The 23,732-nt window shown below is 45.7% G+C and carries 22 protein-coding genes and 1 tRNA gene; 17 read left to right on the top strand and 6 right to left on the bottom strand.

Annotation, left to right across the window (positions count from 1 at the left end; genetic code table 11):
* Positions 1-35: 35 nt before the first annotated feature.
* From H8K52_RS17070 to H8K52_RS17035, 8 genes are read left to right on the top strand one after another with little or no spacing between them, the layout of a single operon-like run.
* Positions 36-2,234, top strand: coding sequence for an O-linked N-acetylglucosamine transferase family protein (locus H8K52_RS17070; RefSeq protein ID WP_186924116.1), 2,199 nt, complete (start codon positions 36-38; stop codon positions 2,232-2,234).
* Positions 2,231-3,001: a glucose-1-phosphate cytidylyltransferase gene (rfbF, locus tag H8K52_RS17065; RefSeq protein ID WP_186924115.1), complete on the top strand. Its 771-nt coding sequence runs from the start codon at positions 2,231-2,233 to the stop codon at positions 2,999-3,001. The genes H8K52_RS17070 and rfbF overlap by 4 nt, the downstream gene beginning before the upstream one ends.
* Positions 2,986-4,056, top strand: coding sequence for a CDP-glucose 4,6-dehydratase (gene rfbG, locus H8K52_RS17060; RefSeq protein ID WP_186924114.1), 1,071 nt, complete (start codon positions 2,986-2,988; stop codon positions 4,054-4,056). The genes rfbF and rfbG overlap by 16 nt, the downstream gene beginning before the upstream one ends.
* Positions 4,057-4,067: 11 nt before the next feature.
* On the top strand, positions 4,068-4,631 hold the full coding sequence (locus H8K52_RS17055; RefSeq protein WP_186924113.1) for a dTDP-4-dehydrorhamnose 3,5-epimerase family protein: 564 nt from the start codon (positions 4,068-4,070) through the stop codon (positions 4,629-4,631).
* Complete coding sequence (locus H8K52_RS17050; RefSeq protein WP_186924112.1) at positions 4,628-5,854, top strand: class I SAM-dependent methyltransferase; 1,227 nt, start codon at positions 4,628-4,630, stop codon at positions 5,852-5,854. The genes H8K52_RS17055 and H8K52_RS17050 overlap by 4 nt, the downstream gene beginning before the upstream one ends.
* Before the next feature lie 10 nt (positions 5,855-5,864).
* The gene (locus H8K52_RS17045; protein ID WP_186924111.1) at positions 5,865-6,362 is read left to right on the top strand and encodes an acyltransferase; all 498 of its coding nucleotides are present in this window, start codon (positions 5,865-5,867) and stop codon (positions 6,360-6,362) included.
* 35 nt (positions 6,363-6,397) lie between these two features.
* Positions 6,398-7,237, top strand: a complete 840-nt coding sequence (locus H8K52_RS17040) for an NAD-dependent epimerase/dehydratase family protein (protein WP_186924110.1) — start codon at positions 6,398-6,400, stop codon at positions 7,235-7,237.
* On the top strand, positions 7,234-7,890 hold the full coding sequence (locus H8K52_RS17035) for an LbetaH domain-containing protein (protein WP_222613819.1): 657 nt from the start codon (positions 7,234-7,236) through the stop codon (positions 7,888-7,890). The genes H8K52_RS17040 and H8K52_RS17035 overlap by 4 nt, the downstream gene beginning before the upstream one ends.
* On the opposite strand, the gene H8K52_RS17030 is transcribed toward H8K52_RS17035, so the two are convergent.
* Both H8K52_RS17030 and H8K52_RS17025 read right to left on the bottom strand, forming a co-directional pair.
* A complete protein-coding gene (locus H8K52_RS17030; protein WP_186924109.1) occupies positions 7,887-9,554 on the bottom strand; it encodes a GGDEF domain-containing protein in 1,668 nt (555 codons plus the stop codon). The genes H8K52_RS17035 and H8K52_RS17030 overlap by 4 nt on opposite strands.
* 96 nt (positions 9,555-9,650) lie before the next feature.
* Complete coding sequence (locus H8K52_RS17025) at positions 9,651-10,298, bottom strand: response regulator (RefSeq protein ID WP_186924108.1); 648 nt, start codon at positions 10,296-10,298, stop codon at positions 9,651-9,653.
* 296 nt (positions 10,299-10,594) lie between these two features.
* Here H8K52_RS17025 and greB point away from each other — a divergent pair, with 296 nt between their 5' ends.
* Positions 10,595-11,149 carry a transcription elongation factor GreB gene (gene greB / locus H8K52_RS17020; RefSeq protein WP_186924107.1) on the top strand — a complete coding sequence of 185 codons (555 nt, stop codon included), beginning with the start codon at positions 10,595-10,597 and terminating at the stop codon, positions 11,147-11,149.
* 6 nt (positions 11,150-11,155) lie between these two features.
* Here the strand turns inward: greB and H8K52_RS17015 are convergent, their stop codons facing one another.
* The 4 genes from H8K52_RS17015 to H8K52_RS17000 form a co-directional block, all read right to left on the bottom strand.
* Complete coding sequence (locus tag H8K52_RS17015) at positions 11,156-13,456, bottom strand: RelA/SpoT family protein (protein WP_186924106.1); 2,301 nt, start codon at positions 13,454-13,456, stop codon at positions 11,156-11,158.
* A gap of 43 nt (positions 13,457-13,499) precedes the next feature.
* Positions 13,500-13,703, bottom strand: coding sequence for a DNA-directed RNA polymerase subunit omega (rpoZ, locus tag H8K52_RS17010; protein ID WP_186924105.1), 204 nt, complete (start codon positions 13,701-13,703; stop codon positions 13,500-13,502).
* Between the two features lie 9 nt (positions 13,704-13,712).
* Positions 13,713-14,360 carry a guanylate kinase gene (gene gmk, locus H8K52_RS17005; RefSeq protein WP_186924104.1) on the bottom strand — a complete coding sequence of 216 codons (648 nt, stop codon included), beginning with the start codon at positions 14,358-14,360 and terminating at the stop codon, positions 13,713-13,715.
* 65 nt (positions 14,361-14,425) lie between these two features.
* Positions 14,426-15,328: a YicC/YloC family endoribonuclease gene (locus tag H8K52_RS17000; protein WP_186924144.1), complete on the bottom strand. Its 903-nt coding sequence runs from the start codon at positions 15,326-15,328 to the stop codon at positions 14,426-14,428.
* A 164-nt stretch (positions 15,329-15,492) separates the two neighbouring features.
* On the opposite strand from H8K52_RS17000, the gene H8K52_RS16995 reads away from it, so the two are divergent.
* The 8 genes from H8K52_RS16995 to H8K52_RS16960 all read left to right on the top strand — a co-directional run bounded on the left by H8K52_RS16995 (position 15,493) and on the right by H8K52_RS16960 (position 23,722).
* A complete protein-coding gene (locus H8K52_RS16995; protein ID WP_186924103.1) occupies positions 15,493-16,506 on the top strand; it encodes a serine/threonine protein kinase in 1,014 nt (337 codons plus the stop codon).
* A gap of 74 nt (positions 16,507-16,580) precedes the next feature.
* Positions 16,581-17,516, top strand: coding sequence for a PP2C family protein-serine/threonine phosphatase (locus tag H8K52_RS16990; RefSeq protein WP_186924102.1), 936 nt, complete (start codon positions 16,581-16,583; stop codon positions 17,514-17,516).
* A 4-nt stretch (positions 17,517-17,520) separates the two neighbouring features.
* Entirely contained in the window at positions 17,521-18,258 is a 738-nt protein-coding gene (rph, locus tag H8K52_RS16985) for a ribonuclease PH (protein WP_186924101.1), read from the top strand.
* A 23-nt stretch (positions 18,259-18,281) separates the two neighbouring features.
* Positions 18,282-18,866: an RdgB/HAM1 family non-canonical purine NTP pyrophosphatase gene (gene rdgB / locus H8K52_RS16980; RefSeq protein WP_186924100.1), complete on the top strand. Its 585-nt coding sequence runs from the start codon at positions 18,282-18,284 to the stop codon at positions 18,864-18,866.
* The gene (hemW, locus tag H8K52_RS16975; RefSeq protein WP_186924099.1) at positions 18,863-20,128 is read left to right on the top strand and encodes a radical SAM family heme chaperone HemW; all 1,266 of its coding nucleotides are present in this window, start codon (positions 18,863-18,865) and stop codon (positions 20,126-20,128) included. Before rdgB ends, hemW begins: the two co-directional genes overlap by 4 nt.
* Positions 20,129-20,323: 195 nt before the next feature.
* Positions 20,324-21,505, top strand: coding sequence for an EAL and HDOD domain-containing protein (locus H8K52_RS16970; protein WP_186924098.1), 1,182 nt, complete (start codon positions 20,324-20,326; stop codon positions 21,503-21,505).
* Entirely contained in the window at positions 21,505-23,526 is a 2,022-nt protein-coding gene (locus H8K52_RS16965) for a putative bifunctional diguanylate cyclase/phosphodiesterase (protein WP_186924097.1), read from the top strand. The genes H8K52_RS16970 and H8K52_RS16965 overlap by 1 nt, the downstream gene beginning before the upstream one ends.
* 106 nt (positions 23,527-23,632) lie before the next feature.
* Positions 23,633-23,722, top strand: a tRNA-Ser gene (locus H8K52_RS16960).
* The last annotated feature ends 10 nt before the right edge of the window (positions 23,723-23,732 follow it).

Genomic DNA, 23,732 nt, shown 5'->3' with positions numbered 1-23,732 from the left:
ATTTCCCGTGTCTGGACTTGAAAGAGGTAGTTATAGTGAAAGCAATTAATCCGCAAAAATTTCTGTCAGAAGCCAAGGCAAGTCTGAAACTAGGTGACGTTGCTCATGCTGCTGATCTGTGTATGCAAATCACCACACGTTATCCCTTAAATGCGGACGCCCATTATTTCTTGGCCAAAATAGGTATACAGCAGGGCGACTTTGAGGCCGCATGGCTCGCATTGCAAAAAGCTTTTGAAGGCAGCGTAGCGTCAAAGGTAAACGCCTATGCCTATTACGACTTATTGAATGCTCTGATTGAAGTCAAGAACTTTGGCTTACTTGAAAAGGCAAGTGCCTGGCTGACGACAGCCTTACCGCGAGATCCATACGGCTGGGATTACCTTGCTATCAGTCACATTGAACAACAAAATTTTGAACCTGCATTTGAAGTTGGAAAGCACGCCTTATCGCTGATGCCGCAGAACGCACACATACAAGGGAATGTGGGTGCAGCGCTCAATGGATTGCAGCGTTTTCCTGAAGCGATACAGGCGTTAAAAAAAGCGATACAGCTCGAGCCGGGGCTGGCGAATGCGCACAATAATCTAGGTAACGCCCTCAATGGCAATGGTCAGCAAGAGGAGGCGATTGCCTCTTATAGGAGAGCCATTAGCATTAATCCAGAAGTACCTTTCTTTTATAGCAATCTGGCTGAGGTGTACACGGTACAGAAAGAATACGACAAGGCAGAAGAGTGCTATCGCAAAGCAATCGCGGTCATGCCTGATAACCCAATTGCAGTTCCAGCATTGATTGACGTTCTGACACTCAAAGGTAAGGCCAAGGAGGCGATCGATTTTGCCGAGAATGAAATTCTGAACCAGCCGCGTAACTCAAAAATCTGGGCCGCCTACGGGAATTCTTTGCAAAGAGCCAGTAAGTCCGATAAAGCACTGGATGCGTATATGCAAGCCTTGGCTTTAGAGCAAGATCCGCAATCTAAATTCAGTCGCAAGGTCTATAGCTCTTTGTTGTTCGTGCTGAATTACCATCCAGATTTATCGGCAGAGGTGATTTATGGTGGCTATGAAGAGTTCGAACAGCGTTTTGGTGCGCCGTTCCGCGGTGAATGGCAAGCTTTTCTGAATCAACGCGATCCAGGCAAGAAACTAAAGGTCGGTGTGGTCTCGCAAGCATTTTACAATCAGGTTTGTCGTTATTTCCTGTTGCCTATGATGGAGCATCTGGATCGTAACAATATCGAAGTATTTGCCTATTCAGATCCGCCGATGGAAGACGTGGTGACGGAAAAATATAAGGCATGTACTGATCACTGGAGAGTGACTAATCATTTGTCGGATGCCGAGCTGGCTACGCAGATACGTAACGATGGAATCGATATCCTGATTGATATTGGAGGCCATTCTACGGACAACAGGTTAGGTGTATTTGCGCGCAAACCGGCACCGGTTTCCTTTCACTGGTTGGATTTCGGCTACACGACAGGATTGAAGGCTATCGATTACTACGTGACTGACCAGTATTCAGTCACTGATCACTGCGATCATTTGTTTTCGGAGAAGATTTGGCGTCTGAATGGGCCGACTATCGTATATCGCCCAGATCCGGGCCAGCCTGAAGTGAGCGCATCACCATTCCTCAAAGACGGCGTTGTGACTTTTGGTAGCCTCTCGCGCGCCAATCGTATCAATCACAAAGTGATTAAGGTTTGGGCGGCTATCCTTGACGCTATGCCGAATTCACGTCTGGTACTTAGTAGTGGTGATTTCCAGGATGCTGGCATACAAGATGAAATGGCGGAACGCTTCCAAGCCTATGGCATAGAGCGTTCGCGTCTGGATATCGGTTATGCATCGCCTTCTTGGGTACCTTTGCAGAACATTGATATCAGCTTAGATTGTTTTCCACATAATTCCGGTACTACTCTGATTGAGAGTTTGTATTCAGGTGTACCCTATATCACCCTAGTAGGCCGCCCGAGCGTGGGTCGGCTTGGTGCCAGTATTCTGCATGCAGCCGGCTTCCCTGAGTGGATTGCAGAAACCGAAATGGAGTATGCGCAGAAGGCATTGATACTCGCGCATGATGTTGAGAGGTTGGTCCATTATCGGCGGACATTGCGGCAGAGTATGCGCGAATCATCGCTAATGAATGAAGTGGCATTTGGGCAGAGTTTTGATCATGCGTTACGTCAGATGTGGTTGCGTTATTGTGAGGAAAATCAAGTATGAAAGCGGTGATTTTAGCGGGTGGTCTTGGCACAAGGATTTCGGAAGAAACTCATTTACGGCCAAAACCTATGATAGAAATTGGTGGTCATCCGATCTTGTGGCATATCATGAAAAGCTATTCTGCCTATGGCGTGAATGATTTCGTGATTTGCTGTGGCTATAAGGGCTACATGATTAAAGAATATTTTGCTAATTACTTTTTGCATATGTCAGACGTGACCTTCGACATGCAAAACAATCGAATGGAAGTGCATGAAAGGCACGCCGAACCCTGGAAAGTCACCTTAGTAGATACGGGTGAAGAAACGATGACAGGCGGACGTCTGAAGCGAGTCGCACGCTATATACAGGATGAAGAAGCCTTTTGCTTCACTTATGGTGATGGTGTCTCTGATGTCGATATTGCAGAGTCTATACGCTTCCACCGTGAGCACGGTAAGTCCGCCACTGTCACTGCTGTGTTGCCGCCAGGTCGTTATGGTGCGTTGGAACGCCAGGCCGCACAGGTTACAGGTTTTACAGAAAAACCACGTGGTGATGGCGGTTGGATCAATGGCGGCTATTTTGTGTTGTCGCCCGATGTGTTGCATTTGATTCCGGATGATAGTTGCAGTTGGGAGAGTGATCCGCTGAATCAGTTAGCCAGTCAACAGCAATTGATGGCCTTCGAGCACAGTGGCTTCTGGCAGCCTATGGATACCTTACGCGAAAAAAATATGCTAGAGGAACTGTGGATTTCTGGACGGGCGCCATGGAAAATCTGGTAGCCAGACCTCGTCTGCCCGATCCTGCATTTTGGCGGGGTAAGCGAGTCTTACTGACCGGACATACTGGTTTCAAAGGTGCATGGTTGGCGCACTGGTTGTCTGTGTTGGGGGCCCATGTCCATGGACTGGCGCTGGCTCCGACAACCAACCCGAATTTATTTGAGGCGCTGTCGTTGTCGGGTATTCGTCATCAGTTGGTAGATATCCGCGACGCTGCAGCGGTGAAACGCAGCTTCCAACAGGCCGAGCCGGAAATTGTATTGCATCTGGCTGCACAGGCACTGGTCAGACCTGCATATCAGATGCCGCTTGAAACTTTGTCCACCAATGTGATGGGAACAGCGCATGTGCTCGATGCGATGCGACTGACGCCCAGTGTGCTGGTTGGCGTCATGGTCACAACCGACAAAGTGTATAAAAATCTGGAGACAGGTCAGTCGTATCCTGAAACTGCTGAGTTAGGTGGATATGATCCTTACAGCGCTAGTAAGGCAGCGTCTGAACTGGTGATTGCCAGTTACCGCAGTTCTTTCCTTCAAGAAAAGGATATCCGGGTCGCATCTGCTAGAGCGGGAAATGTGATCGGTGGTGGCGACTGGTCGCATGACAGATTATTACCTGATGCTGCCAAAGCTTGGCACAAGGAACAGGAGGTGTTGATTCGACGCCCTGATGCAGTGCGCCCTTGGCAACATGTGCTAGAGCCATTGTGCGCTTATTTGTGCTTAGCCGAGTCGCTGTGGGCTGATGCTCGGTTTGCCAGTGCATGGAATTTTGGTCCAGACAGTGCAGCTACCGTGCGAGAAGTGGTGCAGACTGCACATGCCGCATTTGGAAGTGGAGGTTTGCGTTTTGCAACCCAGCCGGAAGGACCGCATGAAGCCGGCTTGTTAGCGCTGGATGCTGGCAAGGCGAAAGCGGAACTGAATATCTATGGACGCTGGCAACTGGCTGAGTCGGTGCAGCGCACGATGTTCTGGTATCAGCAATTTTATCAGGGAATAGCGGCAGCGCGTTTGTGTGACCGCGATCTGCAGGATTTTCTTGAGGCCTGAAAGGATGGGATATGGCTCAAAGATTTGAATTGATAGAGACTCCTCTCAGGGATTTGCATTTAATACAGCGCCTGCCGCTGGGTGATGAGCGTGGCTACTTTCAGCGTTTATTTTGTGCTGAAGAACTTGCGTTATTTGGTTGGCGCGACCCTGTAATGCAGATCAACCATACCTACACCAGAGAGAAAGGCAGTGTGCGTGGACTGCATATGCAATTGGCACCGAATGCCGAGGCAAAGCTGATAACCTGCCTACGCGGTGAAGTCTGGGATGTGGCGGTGGATTTGCGTGCAGGTTCACCAACTTTTCTGCATTGGCATGCGGTTCATCTGATCGCCGAAAAGGCTTGCTCTTATTTGATACCAGAGGGCTTCGCGCATGGCTTTCAGACACTCTGTGATGAGGTAGAAATGCTGTACTGCCACAGTCAGGTCTATGTGCCGGATAGCGAATTTGGCTTGCATGTGCATGACCCACGCCTGCAGATCGATTGGCCACTACCAATTGGCCGACAATCAGAGCGCGATCAGCGTTTTCCATTTTTAGATGAACACTTTGAGGGAGTAGGGCGATGATTTGCCGACACTGTGGCCAGGCCTTAATGCATACTTTTCTCGATCTCGGTAGCGCGCCTCCTTCGAATGCCTATTTGACTACGCAGCAGCTACAGCAGGCCGAAATCTGGTTGCCGCTCAAGCTAATGGTATGTGAACAGTGTTGGCTGGTACAAACATTGGATTTCACTGGTCGTGAAAATCTGTTTGATGCCGATTATGCGTATTTCAGTTCTTGCTCATCAAGCTGGCTGGCACATGCACAACGCTTTGTTGAGGATATGCAACAGCGTCTTGGACTGAATGCAGGCAGTCATGTGGTTGAAGTGGCCGCCAATGATGGTTATCTGCTGCAATATGTACAGCAGGCTGGTATTCCTTGCTTAGGTATAGAGCCGACCGCAAGTACGGCTGCTGCCGCTCGTGATAAAGGGCTCACGATACGCGAGGATTTTTTTGGACTGACGTTGGCAAAGCGGTTGTGTGCCGAAGCTCAATCAGCGGATCTGACTGTAGCAAATAATGTCCTAGCACATGTGCCGGATATGAATGATTTTGTGGCTGGATTTACTGCCCTGCTTAAGCCTCAGGGAGTAGCCAGTTTTGAGTTTCCTCATCTGCTGAATATGGTGAACCTGAATCAGTTTGATACTGCTTACCACGAGCATTTTTCTTATCTCTCATTGATTGCAGTAGAACGTATTTTTAACAGTCAGGGTTTAAGTGTTTTTGATGTGGAACAATTGCCTACGCATGGTGGAAGTTTACGGGTGTTGGCGCAACGCTCAGATACAGGACAGTATGAGCGGAGTGGGCGTGTAAATGCTTTGTTGGAAAAAGAGCGTCGTGCTGGCGTCAATAGTCTGTCTTTCTACCGCAATGCTCAGCTGCGTGCTGAGCAAACCAAATATGCCTTACTGAAATTTTTGATTGCGAGTCGTGAACAAGGTCTTAAAGTTGCGGCATATGGAGCAGCGGCAAAAGGCAATACCTTGCTCAATTTTGCTGGAGTACGGGCCGACTTACTGCCATATGTAGTGGATATCAATCCACATAAGCAAGGTAAATGTATGCCGGGTAGCCGGATTCCTATCGTTCATCTGGATCATCTAATCCAAGACAGGCCGGATTTTGTGCTGGTATTGCCTTGGAATTTGGAGCAGGAAATTAGCACGGATTTGCACATGATACGCGACTGGGGCGGACGTCTGGTGTTCGCGATTCCGGAATGGAAAATCGTATAAAAGGCAACTTATGATTGAGATTCATCCCGAAGCAGTAGTTTCTCGTCTGGCAGATATTGAAGATTCGGTGAGGGGAAGCCGCATCGTACTCGCTGCCCGGGCTGTGATTGATAGTTTTGTCAAAATTAAACCGGCAGGCGGCAGTGGAGATTTGTCGATAGGCGAGCGCAGTGTGATTAATGCAGGTTGTGTACTTTATACCGGTAATGGTATCCGTATCGGTGCTGATGTGGCGATAGCTGCTAATTGTACTTTCGCGCCTGTGAATCATGCTTATATGGCGCGGGACATCCGCATTAATCAACAAGGATTTTTGCCCAGCAAGGGTGGCATCGTGATTGAAGATGATGTGTGGATAGGTGCGAACTGTGTCTTGCTCGATGGTGCAGTGTTGCGTCAGGGATGTGTGATTGCGGCTGGGTCAGTCGTACGTGGTGAGATTCCCGCTTACACCATACAAGGTGGAAACCCGTTGCGGAAACTGGGTGAGCGCGGTGCGCATGCATAATCAGGATTGATTGCTGATAGAAAGAGTGTGAACGAATGGGCAATACATCAAAGCGGGTTGCGACCCTAGTCGGAGGCCATGGATTCATTGGTCAGCACTTGCATCGCCGATTGGAGGCTGATGGATGGAATTGCTGGGTACCAGAGAAAAATGATCCGGACTTGTTTCGACTCGATTTGGGTACAGTGTTTTATTGTGCCGGTGTGACTGCTGATTTTGCACAGCGAGGGTTTGATTGTGTGGATGCTCATGTCAGTTGCCTGAATCAGATAATGCATGCAGGTGTCTTCCGTAAGCTCGTGTATTTGTCATCGGCGCGTTTGTATGATCAATCTGCGTCGGCTCTGTTATTAGAATCTGACGACTTAAAACTCAACCCGTATCATCCACGCCATTTGTTCGATTTGTCAAAGGCCTTGGGCGAGTCCTTGTGTTTGCAGCTTGGAAAAAATAAGGCCAGCGTTGCGCGCCTATCCTGCGTCGTCAGCTCAGATCTGGATGCAGAAGGTTTCCTTGCATCGCTCCTGAAGAAAGTCGTGCATCAGCCAGCTGGTGAGCCGTTATTCATCGAGTCGTCGCGCCAGTTTGTGCGTGATTATGTGATGATTGATGATGTGGTCTCCGCATTGTTGCATTTGGCGGCGTCGGAAACAGGGGGGATTTATAACGTAGCCAGTGGTGCCAATACCAGTAATAGCAAATTATTTGATGTTATTTCGGACATCACAGGCGTCCCGATTGTCGCCACGATTCCCAATAATGAGGCCTATGTGCCGCCTAGACAAATTTCAGTCGCAAAAATGTATGACGAATTTGGATGGATGGCAAGGAGAGTTTGTGAGCAATTACCGAACATGGTGAAGGGGAAAATATGATCGATCTGGCTGGCATGGAGCGTAGCAGCTTAGTTAAGTATCTGGTGCGACAATTGGAACACTTTTTTCCGGATGGTCAGCATGACTTGTCGTTCAGAATAGAAAAAGATCTGGATCAGGCGCTTGCACGTCTGGAGGTCTGTATTGATGCTGTCAAGATTTGGCGAAAGGGTGAATTCGATTATCTGCATTCTAGTCAGTACACGATTTTTCTGTATTTCCTGTCAAATACAATCTGGCGTAGTCGCCAGGATAAACGGCTGTGTACAAAGCTGTTTTATCTGAATAAGGCGCTTAATGGCATCGATTGTTTTTATGAAATTGAGATGCCGGACATATTTTTTATTGGGCATTCGGTTGGCATTGTCCTCGCAAAAGCCGACTATGCGAATTATCTGGTCTTGTACCAAAATTCCACTGTCGGAAAAAATCATGGTATTGCGCCAAAGCTCGAGGAAGGCGTCATCATGTACCCAAACACCGCAATCATCGGCGATTGCCACGTGAAGGCGCGGAGCGTGATCGCTCAAGGAGTCAGTGTCATAAACAAGGACACAATGCCGAACAGCTATGTATTTCAATCAAATTCAGGTGCGTTGGAATTTAAACCATGTTCGAAGAATATCCTTGGCGACATTTTTCGACATGTTTAATTCGCCACGATTACCCGATTTTTCCCCGATTTCTTCGCCTCATACATTGCCTTATCGGCACGCTTAACAACAGAGTCTTGCGCTTCATGCGGTGCACGTAAGGCGACCCCCGCACTAAAAGTAATGAATAGGCGTTGATCGTTCGCCATAAAGAAATGGGTAGTGAGTTCTCGCTGTACGCGCGTCATGGCATTGGCGGCTTCTTCTAAGCTGGTCTCTGGCATCACAATCAAAAACTCTTCACCACCATAGCGGGCAATGACGTCGATGGAGCGTAGGGTTTGCTTCACAATTCTGACGACGTGAATCAAGGCTTCATCGCCAGCGGAATGTCCATGTGTATCATTAAGTTTTTTGAAGTTGTCCAAATCGAGCATCGCTGCACACATGGGTGTTCCGCGACGGTCAGCGCGATCCGCCTCGCGCTCAAAAACATCATCGAGACCGCGTCGATTTAAACTACCAGTGAGCTGGTCTTCTCTGACTAACTCACTCATATGCGCTAATTTATCTTCTAATTCCTTGATGCGCACCTCAGCTTCTTTGACTTCTTTTTGCGCGGCTAACATGATTTGATGCGAGTTGGTGGCCTCAAGTTGGATGGTCTGCGTCTCATCCAAGATTCCATGGATGATGCTTTCCACTTCATTGAGATCACGTGTATTGCTAATTTTATGGGAGTAGTGATCGATCTTTTTCTGGTAATTCGTGGTGGTGTTGGTCATCACGTCAAGGCGATCAATGAAGGTCGCCATCATGTTTTTGACTGAGGTTTTGGATTCAGCTAGGCTATGTTTGAGTACGCCTTGTTTATAAATGACGTCTTTTAAACTGCGGGTTGCTTCTTGTAATGCTCGATGATCAATCGGGCCAGAGATCAGATTTTGCACGACTTCAATCTGACCCCGTAGCCAGTTATCATCATCAAGTAATTCACGAACATTCTCTAATAAAAGTGTGAATAGACGGAGAAGTAACTCTTGTTGTTCAGCGGTGTCGCCACTCTTTAATTCGATTTGGAAGCAAAGCTGTTTAAGGCGGGCGCTGACATGATTTAGCTCTGATTCATTACCCGCGACTTTGATAGCACCCGCGAGCGATTCCGATTCGGCAGCCAATTGAGGCGTTGCCTTTAGTAGGGAAGCTAGCGCCATGCCCAAGGTTCTAAATAGAAGATCTTTTAGGATTGCTTCTTTTTGACCCGTATTTGTATCATCGTCGACTAATGAAAATTTCTTTGTTGGTGGATTAACCGTTGGTGCGATGGAATCCACTAACTCGATTGGATTGCCAGTGCTGGGTTTTGTTGTGACTTTTGTTGCTAATTCGTTGAGACCTTTGGCGTAATCATCCCAATTTTTTGTCTTGAGTGCGCGTCCAAAACGATGGCCGAAACTTGCCAGTTCGCCGCTGGATTTTTGTAAAGTTCTTGCAAAGCCACTTAATAAATTTTCCGCATCGGATGGCAATATGTCGTCAATTGAACGCACTTGCGGCACGTCGGCTTTCACGGGTTCATCATCACTCACGCCAGAAATTTCGACATAGAGTCTACGGTAAGCCTCGGGGGTAGGGGCGATCCGTTCTAAAGCTAGGCGCTTAAACGTTTCACGCGCAATATCAGTCGGAGATTTTGGGGGAGTCGAGCTTAACTTGTCGGACATGATACGCTTTCAGCAAAATCAATGAATTACCTTATCCCATAACGCCATGCAAATCTTGGGGGGATTGAAGGTCGTTGATGACACCGCATTAGCGGATCATTCTACCAGTTCGTTCTTAATTGCATAATGCGTTAACTCTGCATTGTGGCGTAATTTCATCTTCAGGAGAATTCTGGAACGATATTCACTGATGGTCTTGACGGACAGAGATAATTCTTTCGCAATATCGCTAACACTTTTTCCTGATGCGATCATGATCATGGTTTGATACTCTCGATCTGATAACAGTTTATGTGGCTCATTCGCATGTTCATTGTTGAGATTGTTAGCCATTTCTTGCGCTAAGTCCGGACTGATGAATTTGAGTCCAGAGGCAACTTGCCTTATTGCGCCTATTAGCTCAGCACCTAAGGCATTCTTGGTGAGAAAGCCAGATGCGCCAGCCTTCAGAGCGCGGATCGCATATTGATCTTCGCGATGTGACGAAAAAATGATGAGACTGATGCCGGGGAACTCGCGTTTGATCTGTTTTAAGACATCGATGCCATTTCTATCGTTTAGGGCAATTTCCATTAAGATCATTGTCACCTCGATTTGTCTTGCAATTTTCAAGGCATCTTGACCATTGGCTGCTTCACCGACGATGGCAATATCATTTTCGTCCCGAGTCCAAAACTCGATGCCAGCTCGAACTACAGGGTGGTGGTCAACAACGAGTAATTTGATGCGGGAATTTTCGGACATGCAAGATCTTTCTGCTTAGTGATTGGTTGGTAATCCAAACAGTGGTTGATGCGAATAAGGTCGCTAACTGTTTGCAAAGCATTATTGCATGATGCAAATAGGAAATAAAGTACCAATAAGTAAAGTAGAAATTTTTTGCGTAGTTTTGGCAAGTGGGATTGTGTCGTGATCATTTTTTGAGCCAGAGCTGGTGGATCTTAATCCCGTTAGCTGGAACCAAATAACTGAATTAATCTTGCAGCGCAGGAAGGGAGTAAAATCTGTCTCCCGCATGATTTTTTTGATATGGTCAGACTATGAGTAAAGCGTTTATAAAAGAGACCGATCAGGATGATGAAGATGAATTTGGTGCTCCACCGATTCCGCCTGGCGTAAAAAATTATTTAACGCCAGAAGGCCATCATCGCATGAAAACCGAGCTGTTAAATTTGATTGATAACGATCGCCCTGAAGTGGTCAAAATCGTGTCTTGGGCTGCGTCAAATGGTGATCGTTCAGAAAATGGTGATTACATCTATGGTAAGCGACGCTTGCGTGAAATTGATCGGCGCATCCGTTTTTTGACTAAACGACTAGACCTAGCCGAAATCGTTGATCCTACTGTTCATTATGGAACTGACCAAGTATTTTTCGGTGCGACAGTGGAGTACGAAAATCAAGATGGTATTGTTACCAAAGTGAGGATAGTGGGTGTTGACGAGTTTGATCCGCTCAATGGGAAAATTAGCTGGATTTCTCCTGTCGCGCGCGCTTTGACTAAAGCGAGGGTAGGCGATGCCGTACCTCTACGCACGCCACACGGTGTTGATGAATTGGTGATTTTGGATGTGCAGTATCCCGCGAAGAATTGAGTAGAACTAGTTTGAAGAGTATTCGCGGCGAATCTTGCCGACACCGTTGAGATGTTTGACGTTGCGGATGATGCGTGCGAGGTGAACCCGGTCATCAATTTGTATCGTGAAATGGATCTTGGTCATGTCTTTAGATTCGCCATCTTCCATATTGACATGAATGATGTTGGCATCCGCTTCGCCGATTTCTGCGGCGATTCTCGCTAAGGCACCACGCTCGTTGTTGACCGTCACAGAAATCCGACAATCAAAACGACGATTCAAATCTTCACCCCATGTCACATCGATCCAACGATCCGGTTCTTTGACTTGTAGTCGTTTGGCATTTTTGCAGTCACTACTATGAACGACCAATCCTTGATCTCGTTTGAGTTGACCGACAATATTGTCGCCAGGGATTGGTAAACAGCAAGGAGACAGCTGCACCGACACACCTTCGCTACCATAGATGATGACAGGATCAGGCTTGCTGAGTTTTTCATCACCAATATGCTGGAAAGGAATGGATGGTGAATCATTTTCTACCAAATCTAAAATGTGACGTGCAACTAAAGCTGCCATGCGTTTGCCAATGCCGATATCCGTCTGTAGTTCCTCTAAGGAATTGGCGCTGGATTCGTTGAGTAGTTTGTCAACTAAGGAATCGGGTAATTCTGGGTTGAGATGCAAAGAGACTAAAGCTTGTGCGAGTAGTTGTTTGCCTAACTCGGTTGATTCATTCAAATTGATGGTGCGAAGATAATGGCGGATGGCAGAGCGCGCTTTTCCAGTTCTGACATAGGTTAGCCAATTCGGCGTCGGACGTGAGTTTGGCGAGGTGATGATTTCAATGATGTCGCCATTTTTTAATTCAGTTCGTAGCGGTACCGGCTCATTATTGATACGAGTAGCAATCGCTTGATCACCAATATCAGTATGAATATTGTAAGCAAAGTCTAGTGCGGTAGCGCCACGTGGTAGGGCAAAAATCTTCGACTTTGGTGTGAACACGTAGACAGAATCTGGAAAGAGATCGATCTTAACGTGCTCCAAAAATTCAGCAGAATCGCCAGTTTGTTTTTGAATATCCAGTAATGACTGCAGCCACGCGTGGGTACGCTGTTGCAGATCAGTCAGACTGGCATCTTCGTTTTTGTATAGCCAATGTGCAGCCACCCCAGATTCGGCGACCCGATGCATTTCTGTTGTGCGAATTTGAAATTCAACTGGCGTGCCATATGGACCAATCAACGTGGTGTGGAGCGATTGATAGCCGTTCGATTTAGGAATCGCAATATAGTCCTTAAATTTACCGGGCATAGGCTTATAGAGCGCGTGCAGCGTGCCGAGCGCAAAATAACTATTCTGAAAATTGTCGACTACCACTCGGAAACCGTAAATGTCGAGGACCTGAGAAAAGCTCAATTGTTTGTCACGCATTTTGCAGTAAATGCCATAGAGCGTTTTTTCACGGCCGTCGACCTGCGCTTCGAGGCCAGCGTCAGCCAAGGTTGTTTTGACCGCCGCCATGATTTTATTCACAACTTCACGGCGATTGCCACGTGCTGCTTTAATTGCCTTGGCAAGCGTACGATAGCGCAGAGGGTAAATGTGGGCAAAAGATAAGTCTTGTAATTCGCGATAAATATTGTTCAGTCCCAAGCGATGGGCAATCGGCACATAGACTTCCATGGTTTCGCTAGCGATACGTCTCTGCTTTTCGGGCGACATGACACCTAAGGTGCGCATATTGTGTAGACGATCAGCGAGTTTTACTAAAATGACCCGAACGTCACGAGCCATCGCCAGCAGCATTTTGCGAAAATTTTCTGCCTGTGCTTCGATATGACTTTGGAACTCAATTTTTTCTAACTTCGATAAGCCATCGACCAGCGCTGCAACGGGAGCACCAAAACGTTCAATTAATTCTTCTTTTTTTACGTCTTGATCTTCCATGACGTCATGCAACAAGGCCGCCATAATCGCTTGCACATCTAATTTCCATTCTGCGCATATCTCCGCTACCGCAATTGGGTGCGAAATATAAGGTTCGCCTGATTTGCGAACTTGCCCTAGATGCATTTCGTCAGAAAATCGGTAGGCTTCTTTGACTTGCTTTAGATCCGCTGGTGTCAGATAGTCGGCGAGGCGGTTTGTCAGTGCGGTAATTGAGGCGACCGCAGTATTTGTGCTGGGTAATGCCGGGGAGTGAGTATTGATGCGGTTTTTCTTACTACTTTGTTGCGGGCTAGGATTAGCTTCAACCGGTGGATTTAGCGCGGCTGTTGTGGCGTTGGCGATGGATAATTTGTCGTCTTGCACATTCATATCTTGTTATCTTTAGCCGTTTCACGTTAGCCGCGCTACGCAATTAGAATGGAACTTTTTTCAACATTTCAATGCCGATTTTACCTTCAGCAATTTCGCGTAAAGCAACGACTGTTGGTTTGTTTTTTGCTTCGACTTTTGGTGTGTGACCTTGCAACAATTGGCGTGCACGATATGTTGCGCACAGCGTCAATTGGAAGCGATTTGGAATTTGTTTGAGAGAGTCTTCAACGGTAATGCGAGCCATGATATTTCCTTAGAACGTGGTATTGATTTGTATGCCTAGTTGCTTGAATACTGCAGCATTGCGCACAGTTTGTTGCGAGGTTCGGCAGCGAGTGGCTTTAACGATAGCACTCAATTCTGATAGAGCTAAATCAAAATCTTGGTTGATGATAACATATTCGAACTCTGGAGCGTGCGCCATTTCACCTCCAGCCGCTAAAATCCTTCTGGTGATGATCTCCGGCGCGTCTTGACCACGTTTATTTAAGCGTTCTTCTAATGCTTCAATTGAGGGCGGCAAAATAAAAATGCTGGCGACATAGGGAAATTGTTTTTTAACCTGTTGCGCGCCTTGCCAGTCTATTTCCAATAAAATATCTGTGCCCGCTGCCATGGCTTCTTGAATCAAGATTTTTGAGGTGCCATAGTAATTGCCGTGGACTTCTGCGAATTCTAAAAATTCACCGCGATTTTTTCGGATCAAAAAATCTTCTGGCGTAATGAAATGGTATTCACGACCGTTTTCTTCGCCAGGTCTCGGAGGTCTGGTGGTGAAAGAGATAGATAATTTGAGTTTTGGTTCTAGCTTTAAAAGTCCATTGACTAGAGATGATTTGCCCGCGCCCGAAGGGGCCGACACCATAAAAAGACTGCCAGAAGTAAACGTGTGAGGTGACATATCAACTCGCCCAAAAAGGTTTTCTTTGAAAATAAAACATAATTTTGCATCTAACCAGATGCTCTTTATTCGAGATTTTGAACCTGCTCTCGCATCTGTTCAATCAATAATTTTAGTTCCATAGACGCATCGGCTAGTTCTTTGAGCGCGGCTTTTGATCCTAAGGTATTGGCTTCACGGTTCAATTCTTGCATCATAAAATCTAAACGTTTTCCAACTTGACCGCCTTTTTTGAGAATCTGGCGCGTTTCATTCAAATGGCCAGATAGACGCGCTAATTCTTCGTTGACATCGATACGAATGCCGTACATGGTGACTTCTTGACGAATTCTGTCCAAAACTTCATCACGAGAAATGCTAGGCGCATTACTTAAATCAGGTTTATCCAAGGCCAGACCAAGTGCTTCTTCTAAACGATTAATAGACTTTTGTTGGAACTGTTGTAAAACTAAGGGTAATAAAGGCGTGATCCGCAAAACAATAGCATCCATGTCATCTACGCAGCGCAGAAGCACTGCCGCCAACGCAGCACCTTCGCGTTCACGACTGGCGATGAATTCTTGGATTGTTAAATCGATGACCGATGTGATGGTTTCTTGTAAATGTTCAGAACTGATTTCCGCTTCTTCAATCACGCCAGGCCAACGTAGTAGGTCGTTCACCGAAAATTCCGTTGCGGTTGGAAAATGCATCTTTAAGTCTGTTTGGAACTCTTTTAGTTGACGCAAGACCGTTTGGTTCAATGATTTTTGTTGGTCTTCACCGCTTTTTTTGCCGAAGCTGAAGCGACATTCCACTTTGCCTCGCGTGAGTTTTTTGGTCAGTGCATCGCGAAATAGTGGTTCGATAGAGCGAAATTCGTCATTGATGCGGAACTGTAGATCGAGAAAACGTGAATTGACACTCTTCACTTCGATTGTTATTGTGCCGTTCTCAGTTTCTTTGGTACTGGTAGCGTAGCCAGTCATGCTAAAGATGCTCAATTGAATTCCTTTATTTCGTGTTGCGATTATGCGAATTGTGGATTATTTAAATCACAATTTGCCGGGTAATTCTTAATGCTGCAAAAGTGACACTGTACAATGCATACAATAAACCATCAGCTATTTTTCTAAGTGGGACCACATTTATTATGGCAGCACAAAATAACGCACCTTTGCCGGACGGCTTAGAAATCGCCGGGTACCGTATTGTAAAGAAAATTGCCTCTGGTGGCTTTAGTATTGTTTATCTGGCTTCGGATGAAGATGGAAATGCGGTGGCAATCAAAGAGTATTTGCCCAGTTCGTTAGCTTTACGGCAAACAGGTGAGTTAGTTCCGGCAATTTCTGCAGAAAATTTCCCAGTCTATCGCATAGGACTAAAGTGTTTTTTTGAGGAAGGTCGAGCATTGGCGCGGATCTCGCATCCCAATGTCGTCAGTGTTATCAATTTTTTCCGCGCGAACGAAACCGTGTACATGGTGATGGCCTATGAATCAGGGCGTTCATTGCAAGAGCACATCCTTCGGCGTCGCGATAAGGGCGAAAAGCCTTTGGTTTCTGAGCGCTTTATTCGAAAAATGTTTAATCTGGTCATGAATGGCTTGCGTGAAGTGCATACCAATAAGCTGCTGCATTTGGATTTAAAGCCTGCAAATATCTACTTGCGTATGGATGGCACACCGATATTGCTCGATTTTGGCGCTGCACGCCAAACTTTGAAGACCGATATGCCTAAACTCTATCCAATGTATACGCCAGGCTTTGCAGGACCCGAACTCTATGTGAAAAATAGTAATTTAGGGCCTTGGACAGATATTTATAGTATAGGTGCCTCTATGTTTGCTTGTATGGTGGGCGCACCGCCACAACCGGCGGACCAACGTAAGACCAACGATAAAATGGAAGCACATTACAAGCGACTCGAAGGAACTTACTCGGCAGAGTTGATTGATGTTGTGCGTATGTGCTTAAAATTAGATCCTATGGAGCGCCCGCAAAGTGTATTTGCCTTACAAAAGGCCTTGAGTACAAAGGCACCGCCACAACGTGAAGTTGGCTTTTTTGAGCGTGCAAAACTGAAAGTGTCATCCTTGCTTGGCAAAGGAAACAAGAGCGTGGATGACAAAGATTTTACGACGATACAAGAAGATACGATTTCCTGATTTTGAACCACTTTGAAGACTTGATGTGGTCTAATGATTTTTTGAACTAACTCATACTTGAAACAATAAAATTTATGCGCTTCTCAGTCTATCAAGAGAGTCACATCGGCGGACGTAAGGTTAACCAAGATCGGATGGGCTATAGTTTTACCCGTGATGCGATTTTGTTGTTGTTAGCCGATGGCATGGGTGGGCATATTATGGGCGAAATGGCGGCGACGATCGCCATGCAAACCATAGGCAGTCTATTTCAGAAACAGGCGCATCCTATGATTGATAAGCCTGAACGCTTTTTGGAAAAAGGTTTTCTGGCAGCGCATAACGAAATTCATCGTTTTCGCCAACTTAAAAATCTACCTGAAACACCACGGACCACGATCGTTGCTTGTCTGATTCAGAATGGCAATGCGTATTGGGCGCATTGTGGTGACTCGCGTTTGTATTGGATGCGCGATGGACAAATTTTGTTACGCACCAAAGATCACTCACGCTTAGAAACTTTGATCGAACAAGGTAAAGTTGATCCTTCGGAGCGCAATACGCATCCAGACCGAAACAAGTTATTTAATTGTCTCGGCGCGCCAAATGCGCCGATTGTTGAATTATCTCGACGTGCATCATTGCAAGCGGGCGATGTCATTTTGATGTGCTCCGATGGCTTATGGGGCGTCTTGCCTGACCATATGCTGGCGCAACGATTACATGAGCAAACCATCGTACGAGCAATTCCCGAGTTGGTACGTTCGGCGGTAGAGATCGCTGGTCGTCAGGGGGATAATGCGACTGCCTTAGCAATGATGTGGGAGGGTAATGATATTCTCCAAAATTCTTCTATTATTTCTACCAATACACTACCTATTGGCTCCATCGCTACCACGATACAAGTGCCTATGGATGGTGAAGAGGATACAAGCGATGGCGATATCTTCAACGACGAAGAGATCGAGAAAGCCATCGATGAAATTCGCAATGCGATTCACAATTCCACCAAATTAACAAATAAGAGTTAAATCTATGTCAGAAGTTTCAAATGTAGCGCGTCCGAGCGGACGAGCTGCCAATGCTTTACGCCAAATTACGTTAACACGTCAATTTACCAAGCATGCCGAGGGCTCAGTGTTGGTCGAGTTCGGCGATACGAAAGTGATTTGTACTGCGTCGATTGAAGACAAAGTGCCCGGCTTTTTAAAGGGGAAAGGGCAGGGATGGTTAACTGCTGAATATGGCATGTTGCCACGCTCGACTCATACGCGTATGGATCGCGAGGCGGCAAAGGGTAAACAATCTGGTCGTACCCAAGAGATTCAACGTTTAATTGGTCGTTCATTGCGTGCAGCATTTGACTTAGAGAGTTTTGGTGAGCGCACTTTGCATTTGGATTGTGATGTCATTCAAGCCGATGGTGGGACGCGCACCGCGGCGATTTCTGGTGCGATGGTTGCAGCCTATGATGCTTTCGCAAAATTGCAAGCGCAGGGCGTGATTAGCGCCATTCCGGTCAAGCAATTTATTGCAGCGATATCGGTTGGTGTTTTTAAGGGGGTTCCGGTGCTCGATCTCGACTATTTGGAAGATTCTGATTGTGACACTGACATGAATGTCGTCATGGACGATAAAGGACATTTTATTGAAGTCCAGGGAACAGCCGAAGGCGTCGCATTCGATCGGCAGGCTCTGAATCAATTACTAGATTTGGCTCAAGCAGGAATTGCAGAGATTATTACTAAGCAGAAGCAAGCACTGGCTATCTAATGGTGAGTTAGCATTCAATGACCATGAAACAAAAAATCGTACTAGCCTCTAATAATGCAGGCAAACTCAAAGAATTTCAGCAGATTCTTCAGTCTTTGGATATGGATTTGCATGCACAAGCAGAACTCGGTGTGCCTGACGCAGAGGAGCCATTTTTCACCTTTGTTGAGAATGCTTTGGCGAAAGCCAGACATGCTTCTGCGCTGACTGGTTTGCCCGCGATCGCTGATGATTCTGGTATTTGTGTGAGCGCGTTAGGAGGTGCGCCGGGCGTACATTCGGCGCGATTTGCAGGGGAACCAAAGTCAGATTTGCGAAACAATGAAAAATTGATTGCTTCCCTTAGTCAACAAACCGATCGTTCGGCCTATTATTATTGCGTGCTAGTGTATGTGAGATCTGCTCATGATCCGCAACCCGTGATTGCAGACGGGCGCTGGCAAGGCGAAATAATTGACCAGGCTAGAGGCACTGGCGGTTTCGGATATGACCCTTATTTTTATCTGCCAGAGTTTGGTAAAACGGTCGCAGAGTTAGACTCAGTCAAGAAAAATGTTTTGTCACATCGCGCGCTTGCGCTGCAAGAATTACTAAAAAAATTAAGATGATCCCAATCAAACCCATCTCTGCCACGCAAATTACATCCAAGGAGTCCGGGTCAAACGGGTCAATCAATATCAGTGATGTACCAGCAATGGTGCAGCATAACTATCTTAGTCCCGGCGGACTGTCTTTGCAGTCGCTCCCGCCATTATCTTTGTATATTCATTTCCCTTGGTGCGTCAAGAAATGCCCCTATTGCGATTTCAATTCGCATGAAGTGAAGAATCAATTCGATGAAAATGCCTATTTATCTGCCGTTCGTGCGGATTTGGAGGCAGCGTTGCCTATGATCTGGGGACGGAAGATTTATACCATCTTTATTGGTGGCGGTACTCCCAGTTTGATGTCCGCCGCAGGCCTAGATCGTTTGTTGTCTGACGTGAGAACTTTATTGCCAATTGATTCCGCCGCAGAAATTACGATGGAAGCGAATCCGGGAACTTTTGAGGCGGAGAAATTCAAGCAATATAGTCGGAGTGGCGTGAATCGTTTATCGATCGGCATCCAAAGTTTTAATTCAGCCCATTTGTCAGCGCTTGGTCGTATTCATAACGGCGATGAGGCACAACGAGCGATTGCAATTGCCCAAGATAATTTTGAGAATTTTAATTTGGATCTGATGTTTGCTTTGCCTTCGCAAACATTAACTGAATCTATATCGGATTTAGACATCGCTTTGCGATTCAAACCGAATCATTTATCTCTCTATCATTTGACTTTAGAGCCGAACACGTACTTTGCTAAGTTTCCACCGGCGATTCCAGATGATGATCTCAGTGCCGAGATGCAAGAGCAAATTCAGGCGAGGATGGCTGAGGCTGGTTATGATCATTATGAAGTTTCCGCTTTTGCTAGGCCAGGCAAGGCATCGAGGCATAATTTAAATTATTGGAACTTTGGTGATTATCTGGGCATTGGTGCCGGTGCTCATTCTAAGTTGTCGTTCCCGCATCGAATCATTCGCCAAGTCCGGCATAAGCAACCAAAGATGTACATGGAAGCCGCGGCACTTGGTAATCCCATTCAAGACAGCCGCGAAATTCCTAAAGATGAGTTGGCGTTTGAATTTATGCTCAATGCCTTGCGATTAAATCAGGGATTTGATACTGCCTTATTTTTTGAGCGTACCGGTTTGCTCATCAATTCAATCGAGTCTGCATTGAATCTTGCCGAAGGCCGAGGCTTGTTATTGCGAGATCACGTAAAGATCCAACCGACGGAGCTTGGTCGTCGCTTTTTGAATGACCTTCAGCAATTATTTTTGTAAGCATTTTTGTGGTTTTGTCGATCAAATAGTCTTTGATGCGGGGTATTTTTGTGTTGCCCTACCAACATCAGCAAGATTTTAAAATATATGCCAAAAATGCACTTGCAATTGTGTAAATTTCAACTTACTATCAGGATATAAATTGCTTTACGGCACTTCATTTTAAAAACTTAGACGACGGGGAATGCGGATTCAATGATTCCAATTGCAACTTTATTGCCGATAGTAAACAGTCAGCACAAAATTCTTGGTTTAATGCCGAGCTTCAAGGAAGCGAATGATGCACATTGCTTGAGTCTTTTAAGCTATTTAAACCAAGTTTCTTTTTTTGAGGCAATCTCTCCGCTGTTATTTTTTGTACCATTGAGTAATCCCAATAATTTAGCCTTGGATTTTGAAACGCGTGATTACGCCAAACATGTCGTACTTTGCATACAGGAGTCTAGCTGCGAATCAAAAGAGGTGCAGCAACGCTTGAAGCATTTACATCAATCTGGGGTTAGGTTGATGATGGACGATTTTAATTCTAAAGCGCAATTGTTATGGCCGGACACGCGAGGGATTGCCGTTAATTGTGAATCAGGTGTTCCTTCGCATATCCAGCCATGGATTTTCAGCCTTCAACACAGCCAACATCTGGCAAAAAATCTGAATTCTTTGCACTATTTCGAACAAGCACAGAATGCTGGATTTAGTTTTTTTTCCGGTGACTTTGCTTTTTGTTCTACCAATTCTTCGCGAGCTTCGGATGCCACAGCGCGCTCTCGTTTGCTCAAACTACTGGGTTTAGTATCTAAAGATGCGGAAACCAAAGAGTTAGAAACACTGTTTAAACAAGATCCGACACTTTCCTTTATGTTGTTTAAGCTGGTGAGTTCCGCAGCATTTGCGCAAACCGTGAAGGTGAGCAGTTTTATTCAGGCAATTAATTTGTTGGGACGCCGACAATTGCAACGATGGTTGCAATTATTGCTTTATGCACGTCAAAATGGACAGGGTGCCAGTTTAAATCCATTAATGCTACGCGCGGCTTATCGGGCAAGTTGCATGGAAGCGCTATGCCGTCAACAAGGCGGAGATAAAGATGAGCAAGATGCCGCTTTTATGGTTGGCATGTTCTCCCTATTGGATCTATTGTTTGCTTGTCCCTTGTGGGAAATTTTGAAACCCCTTAGTTTGAATGACGATGTCCGAGCTGCTTTGCTAGAACGAACTGGAATTTTGGGGCAAAATTTACGCTTGGTAGAAAGCTCGGATCGATCATTTTCGGATGGCTTTGTTGCAGCATCCTCTGAAGCGCAATTAGTAGCTGAAAACTATTATCAAAATTTAGCTCAAGCCTACACTTGGGTTAATCAAGTTTGTCAGGATATGTAATGCGTCCACCTATTGAACTGCAACAAGATGTTTCGCTTGGGGCTGAATTAGGCGAGGCAATTTTGTGTCTTTCAGGTGACGAATTGGTGAAGGCGGTCAATCGGGTTGTTAAGTTAATCTTCTTTGATGGCGAACTTCAGTTTACTCGGTGTTTGCCCATAGCTCACGAGAATTTGGTTTATCGGCAAATCGGCGCTGAAAGTTACTACGTTCTTTCCGGTAAATCCTCTTTGACAGAAGAGGATTTAAAAAAGTTAAATTTTTTAACGTCATTGACGGCGCGTCTGTTTGCATCGCGTTTAGCTCTGCATTCCAAGTTTGATGCGGCAATGCGTTCGCAATCCATTCACACACAAATCCTTGATCAAATCCATGAGTCCGTGATTACCATGGACTTGGCCGGCTTTATTTTGAGTTGGAATCTTGGTGCCGAGAAGCTATTTGGGTATAGCGCAAGTGAGGCAATTGGGCAAAATGTTTTGTTTTTGTATGAGTCCGATGCCATTGAGGATGAGCTAAGTCGGGACGTGTTTTTGGAGCAAGGGGGGCGCGAAATGGAAGTGCGTCGCCGTAAAAAGACAGGGGATATTTTTTGGGCAAGTTTGAGTTTGTCTACATTGTTTGATGAACACATGCAGCCGATTGGTATGATCGGTTATCTCAGTGATATTACAGAGCGAAAACTCACCGAGGAGAAAATTAATCATCTCGCCTATTATGATCCTTTAACGGACTTACCGAACCGGACTTTGTTTAAGAAATTAGTTGATAACACTTTACAGCAGGGACATAGGGCAGATATTTCAATGTCAGTCATGTTCATTGATTTAAACCGTTTTAAACCGATCAATGACACACTTGGACACCGTATCGGGGATTTGTTGTTGCGTCAGGTGGCGGAACGATTCCGCTCGATATTACGCGAAAACGATGTGATTGCTCGTTTAGGTAGTGATGAATTTGCGGTTGCCTTACATGATATTAAGCAGCATTTCCACGCGAGCTTAGTAGCCCAGAAAATGTTAGCCACACTGGAGTCAATATTTCATATTGAAGGACATGAATTACGCTTGGGTGCAAGTATCGGCATTAGCATTTATCCGCAAGATGGTAATGATGCGGAAGAGCTTTTGCAGAAGGCTGATATTGCGATGTTTAAAGCAAAATGCCACAGCGAAAAAGCTAGCGGTAGTTACGCCTTTTACGATGTTGAAATGAACCAGATGATTGCAGGGCGTTTGTATCTTGAGTCTGGCTTGCGTCGCGCTTTGCAACGAAATGAGTTCTTTCTTTTGTATCAACCAAAAGTAGATATTTATTCTGGGCAGGTGCTCGGTGCAGAAGCATTAATTCGTTGGGCTCATCCATTGGATGGCATCATTTCTCCCGGTGAATTCATTGCTGTTGCCGAGGAAACGAATTTGATTTTGCACATCGATGCATGGGTATTGGATGCAGCTTGTGCTCAGGCAAAAATTTGGCAAGACGCTGGAATTACACCATTTCGGATTGCTGTAAATGTCTCTGCTAAGGAGTTTACTGCCTCCTTGCCGGCGCGAGTTGCAGAAGCTTTATCGCGACATCAGATTTTATCAAGCTGGTTGGAGTTGGAAATCACGGAAAGCATGTTGATGCAGAACACCGATGGGGTAGTGAAAATCATGGATGAAATTACCGCGCAAGGCGTAACGCTGGCATTGGATGATTTTGGTACCGGATTTTCCAGTTTGTCCTACCTGAAGAAATTTCCTATAGATACTTTGAAAATTGATCGTTCATTTATTCAGGGCATACCAGATGATGTCGATGATTGTGCAATTGCCAGTGCGATTATTAGCATGGCAAAACAAATGAAACATAGAGTCATTGCCGAAGGTGTAGAAAATCGTGAGCAATTCGCTTTTTTGCAAAAAATGGGCTGTGATGAAATTCAAGGTTATTTGTTTTCTCGGCCATTAGAAGTGGATAAATTTTCTGATTTGATTTCGAAAAAATTCACCCTCCCTAGCTTGGCGATGTAAATTAAGTTCGTGAAAAAAGTTACCACAAATTATGAAAGTCAGATATAATTTCGGGCTTAGAAGATTGCTTGTGAAAACCAGCATTTTTTTATAACTAGCTAAAGACGGAAGTGTGGCCGAGCGGTTGAAGGCACTAGTCTTGAAAACTAGCGAGGATGAGAGTCCTTCGTGAGTTCGAATCTCACCGCTTCCGCCAATTTAGCTTT

It is taken from the genome of Affinundibacterium seohonense (genome assembly GCF_014284305.1).
GTDB classification, from domain to species: Bacteria; Pseudomonadota; Gammaproteobacteria; order Burkholderiales; family Burkholderiaceae_D; genus Undibacterium; species Undibacterium seohonense.
The sequence above is the reverse complement of the archived record's forward strand: the minus strand, read 5'-3'. Positions and strand labels throughout refer to the sequence as shown.

Excerpts from the sequence above, each read along its gene's own strand:
- H8K52_RS16990 (WP_186924102.1), top strand. The coding sequence starts at position 16,581 with ATGCGCTTCTCAGTCTATCAAGAGAGTCACATCGGCGGACGTAAGGTT.
- rfbG (WP_186924114.1), top strand. The coding sequence starts at position 2,986 with ATGGAAAATCTGGTAGCCAGACCTCGTCTGCCCGATCCTGCATTTTGG.
- H8K52_RS17045 (WP_186924111.1), top strand. The coding sequence starts at position 5,865 with ATGATTGAGATTCATCCCGAAGCAGTAGTTTCTCGTCTGGCAGATATT.
- gmk (WP_186924104.1), bottom strand. The coding sequence starts at position 14,360 with ATGTCACCTCACACGTTTACTTCTGGCAGTCTTTTTATGGTGTCGGCC.
- H8K52_RS17030 (WP_186924109.1), bottom strand. The coding sequence starts at position 9,554 with ATGTCCGACAAGTTAAGCTCGACTCCCCCAAAATCTCCGACTGATATT.
- H8K52_RS16995 (WP_186924103.1), top strand. The coding sequence starts at position 15,493 with ATGGCAGCACAAAATAACGCACCTTTGCCGGACGGCTTAGAAATCGCC.
- H8K52_RS17000 (WP_186924144.1), bottom strand. The coding sequence starts at position 15,328 with ATGACTGGCTACGCTACCAGTACCAAAGAAACTGAGAACGGCACAATA.
- H8K52_RS17040 (WP_186924110.1), top strand. The coding sequence starts at position 6,398 with ATGGGCAATACATCAAAGCGGGTTGCGACCCTAGTCGGAGGCCATGGA.
- rpoZ (WP_186924105.1), bottom strand. The coding sequence starts at position 13,703 with ATGGCTCGCATTACCGTTGAAGACTCTCTCAAACAAATTCCAAATCGC.
- H8K52_RS17025 (WP_186924108.1), bottom strand. The coding sequence starts at position 10,298 with ATGTCCGAAAATTCCCGCATCAAATTACTCGTTGTTGACCACCACCCT.
- hemW (WP_186924099.1), top strand. The coding sequence starts at position 18,863 with ATGATCCCAATCAAACCCATCTCTGCCACGCAAATTACATCCAAGGAG.
- H8K52_RS16965 (WP_186924097.1), top strand. The coding sequence starts at position 21,505 with ATGCGTCCACCTATTGAACTGCAACAAGATGTTTCGCTTGGGGCTGAA.
- H8K52_RS17015 (WP_186924106.1), bottom strand. The coding sequence starts at position 13,456 with ATGAATGTGCAAGACGACAAATTATCCATCGCCAACGCCACAACAGCC.
- H8K52_RS17035 (WP_222613819.1), top strand. The coding sequence starts at position 7,234 with ATGATCGATCTGGCTGGCATGGAGCGTAGCAGCTTAGTTAAGTATCTG.
- rph (WP_186924101.1), top strand. The coding sequence starts at position 17,521 with ATGTCAGAAGTTTCAAATGTAGCGCGTCCGAGCGGACGAGCTGCCAAT.
- H8K52_RS17050 (WP_186924112.1), top strand. The coding sequence starts at position 4,628 with ATGATTTGCCGACACTGTGGCCAGGCCTTAATGCATACTTTTCTCGAT.
- rfbF (WP_186924115.1), top strand. The coding sequence starts at position 2,231 with ATGAAAGCGGTGATTTTAGCGGGTGGTCTTGGCACAAGGATTTCGGAA.
- H8K52_RS16970 (WP_186924098.1), top strand. The coding sequence starts at position 20,324 with ATGATTCCAATTGCAACTTTATTGCCGATAGTAAACAGTCAGCACAAA.
- H8K52_RS17055 (WP_186924113.1), top strand. The coding sequence starts at position 4,068 with ATGGCTCAAAGATTTGAATTGATAGAGACTCCTCTCAGGGATTTGCAT.
- rdgB (WP_186924100.1), top strand. The coding sequence starts at position 18,282 with ATGAAACAAAAAATCGTACTAGCCTCTAATAATGCAGGCAAACTCAAA.
- greB (WP_186924107.1), top strand. The coding sequence starts at position 10,595 with ATGAGTAAAGCGTTTATAAAAGAGACCGATCAGGATGATGAAGATGAA.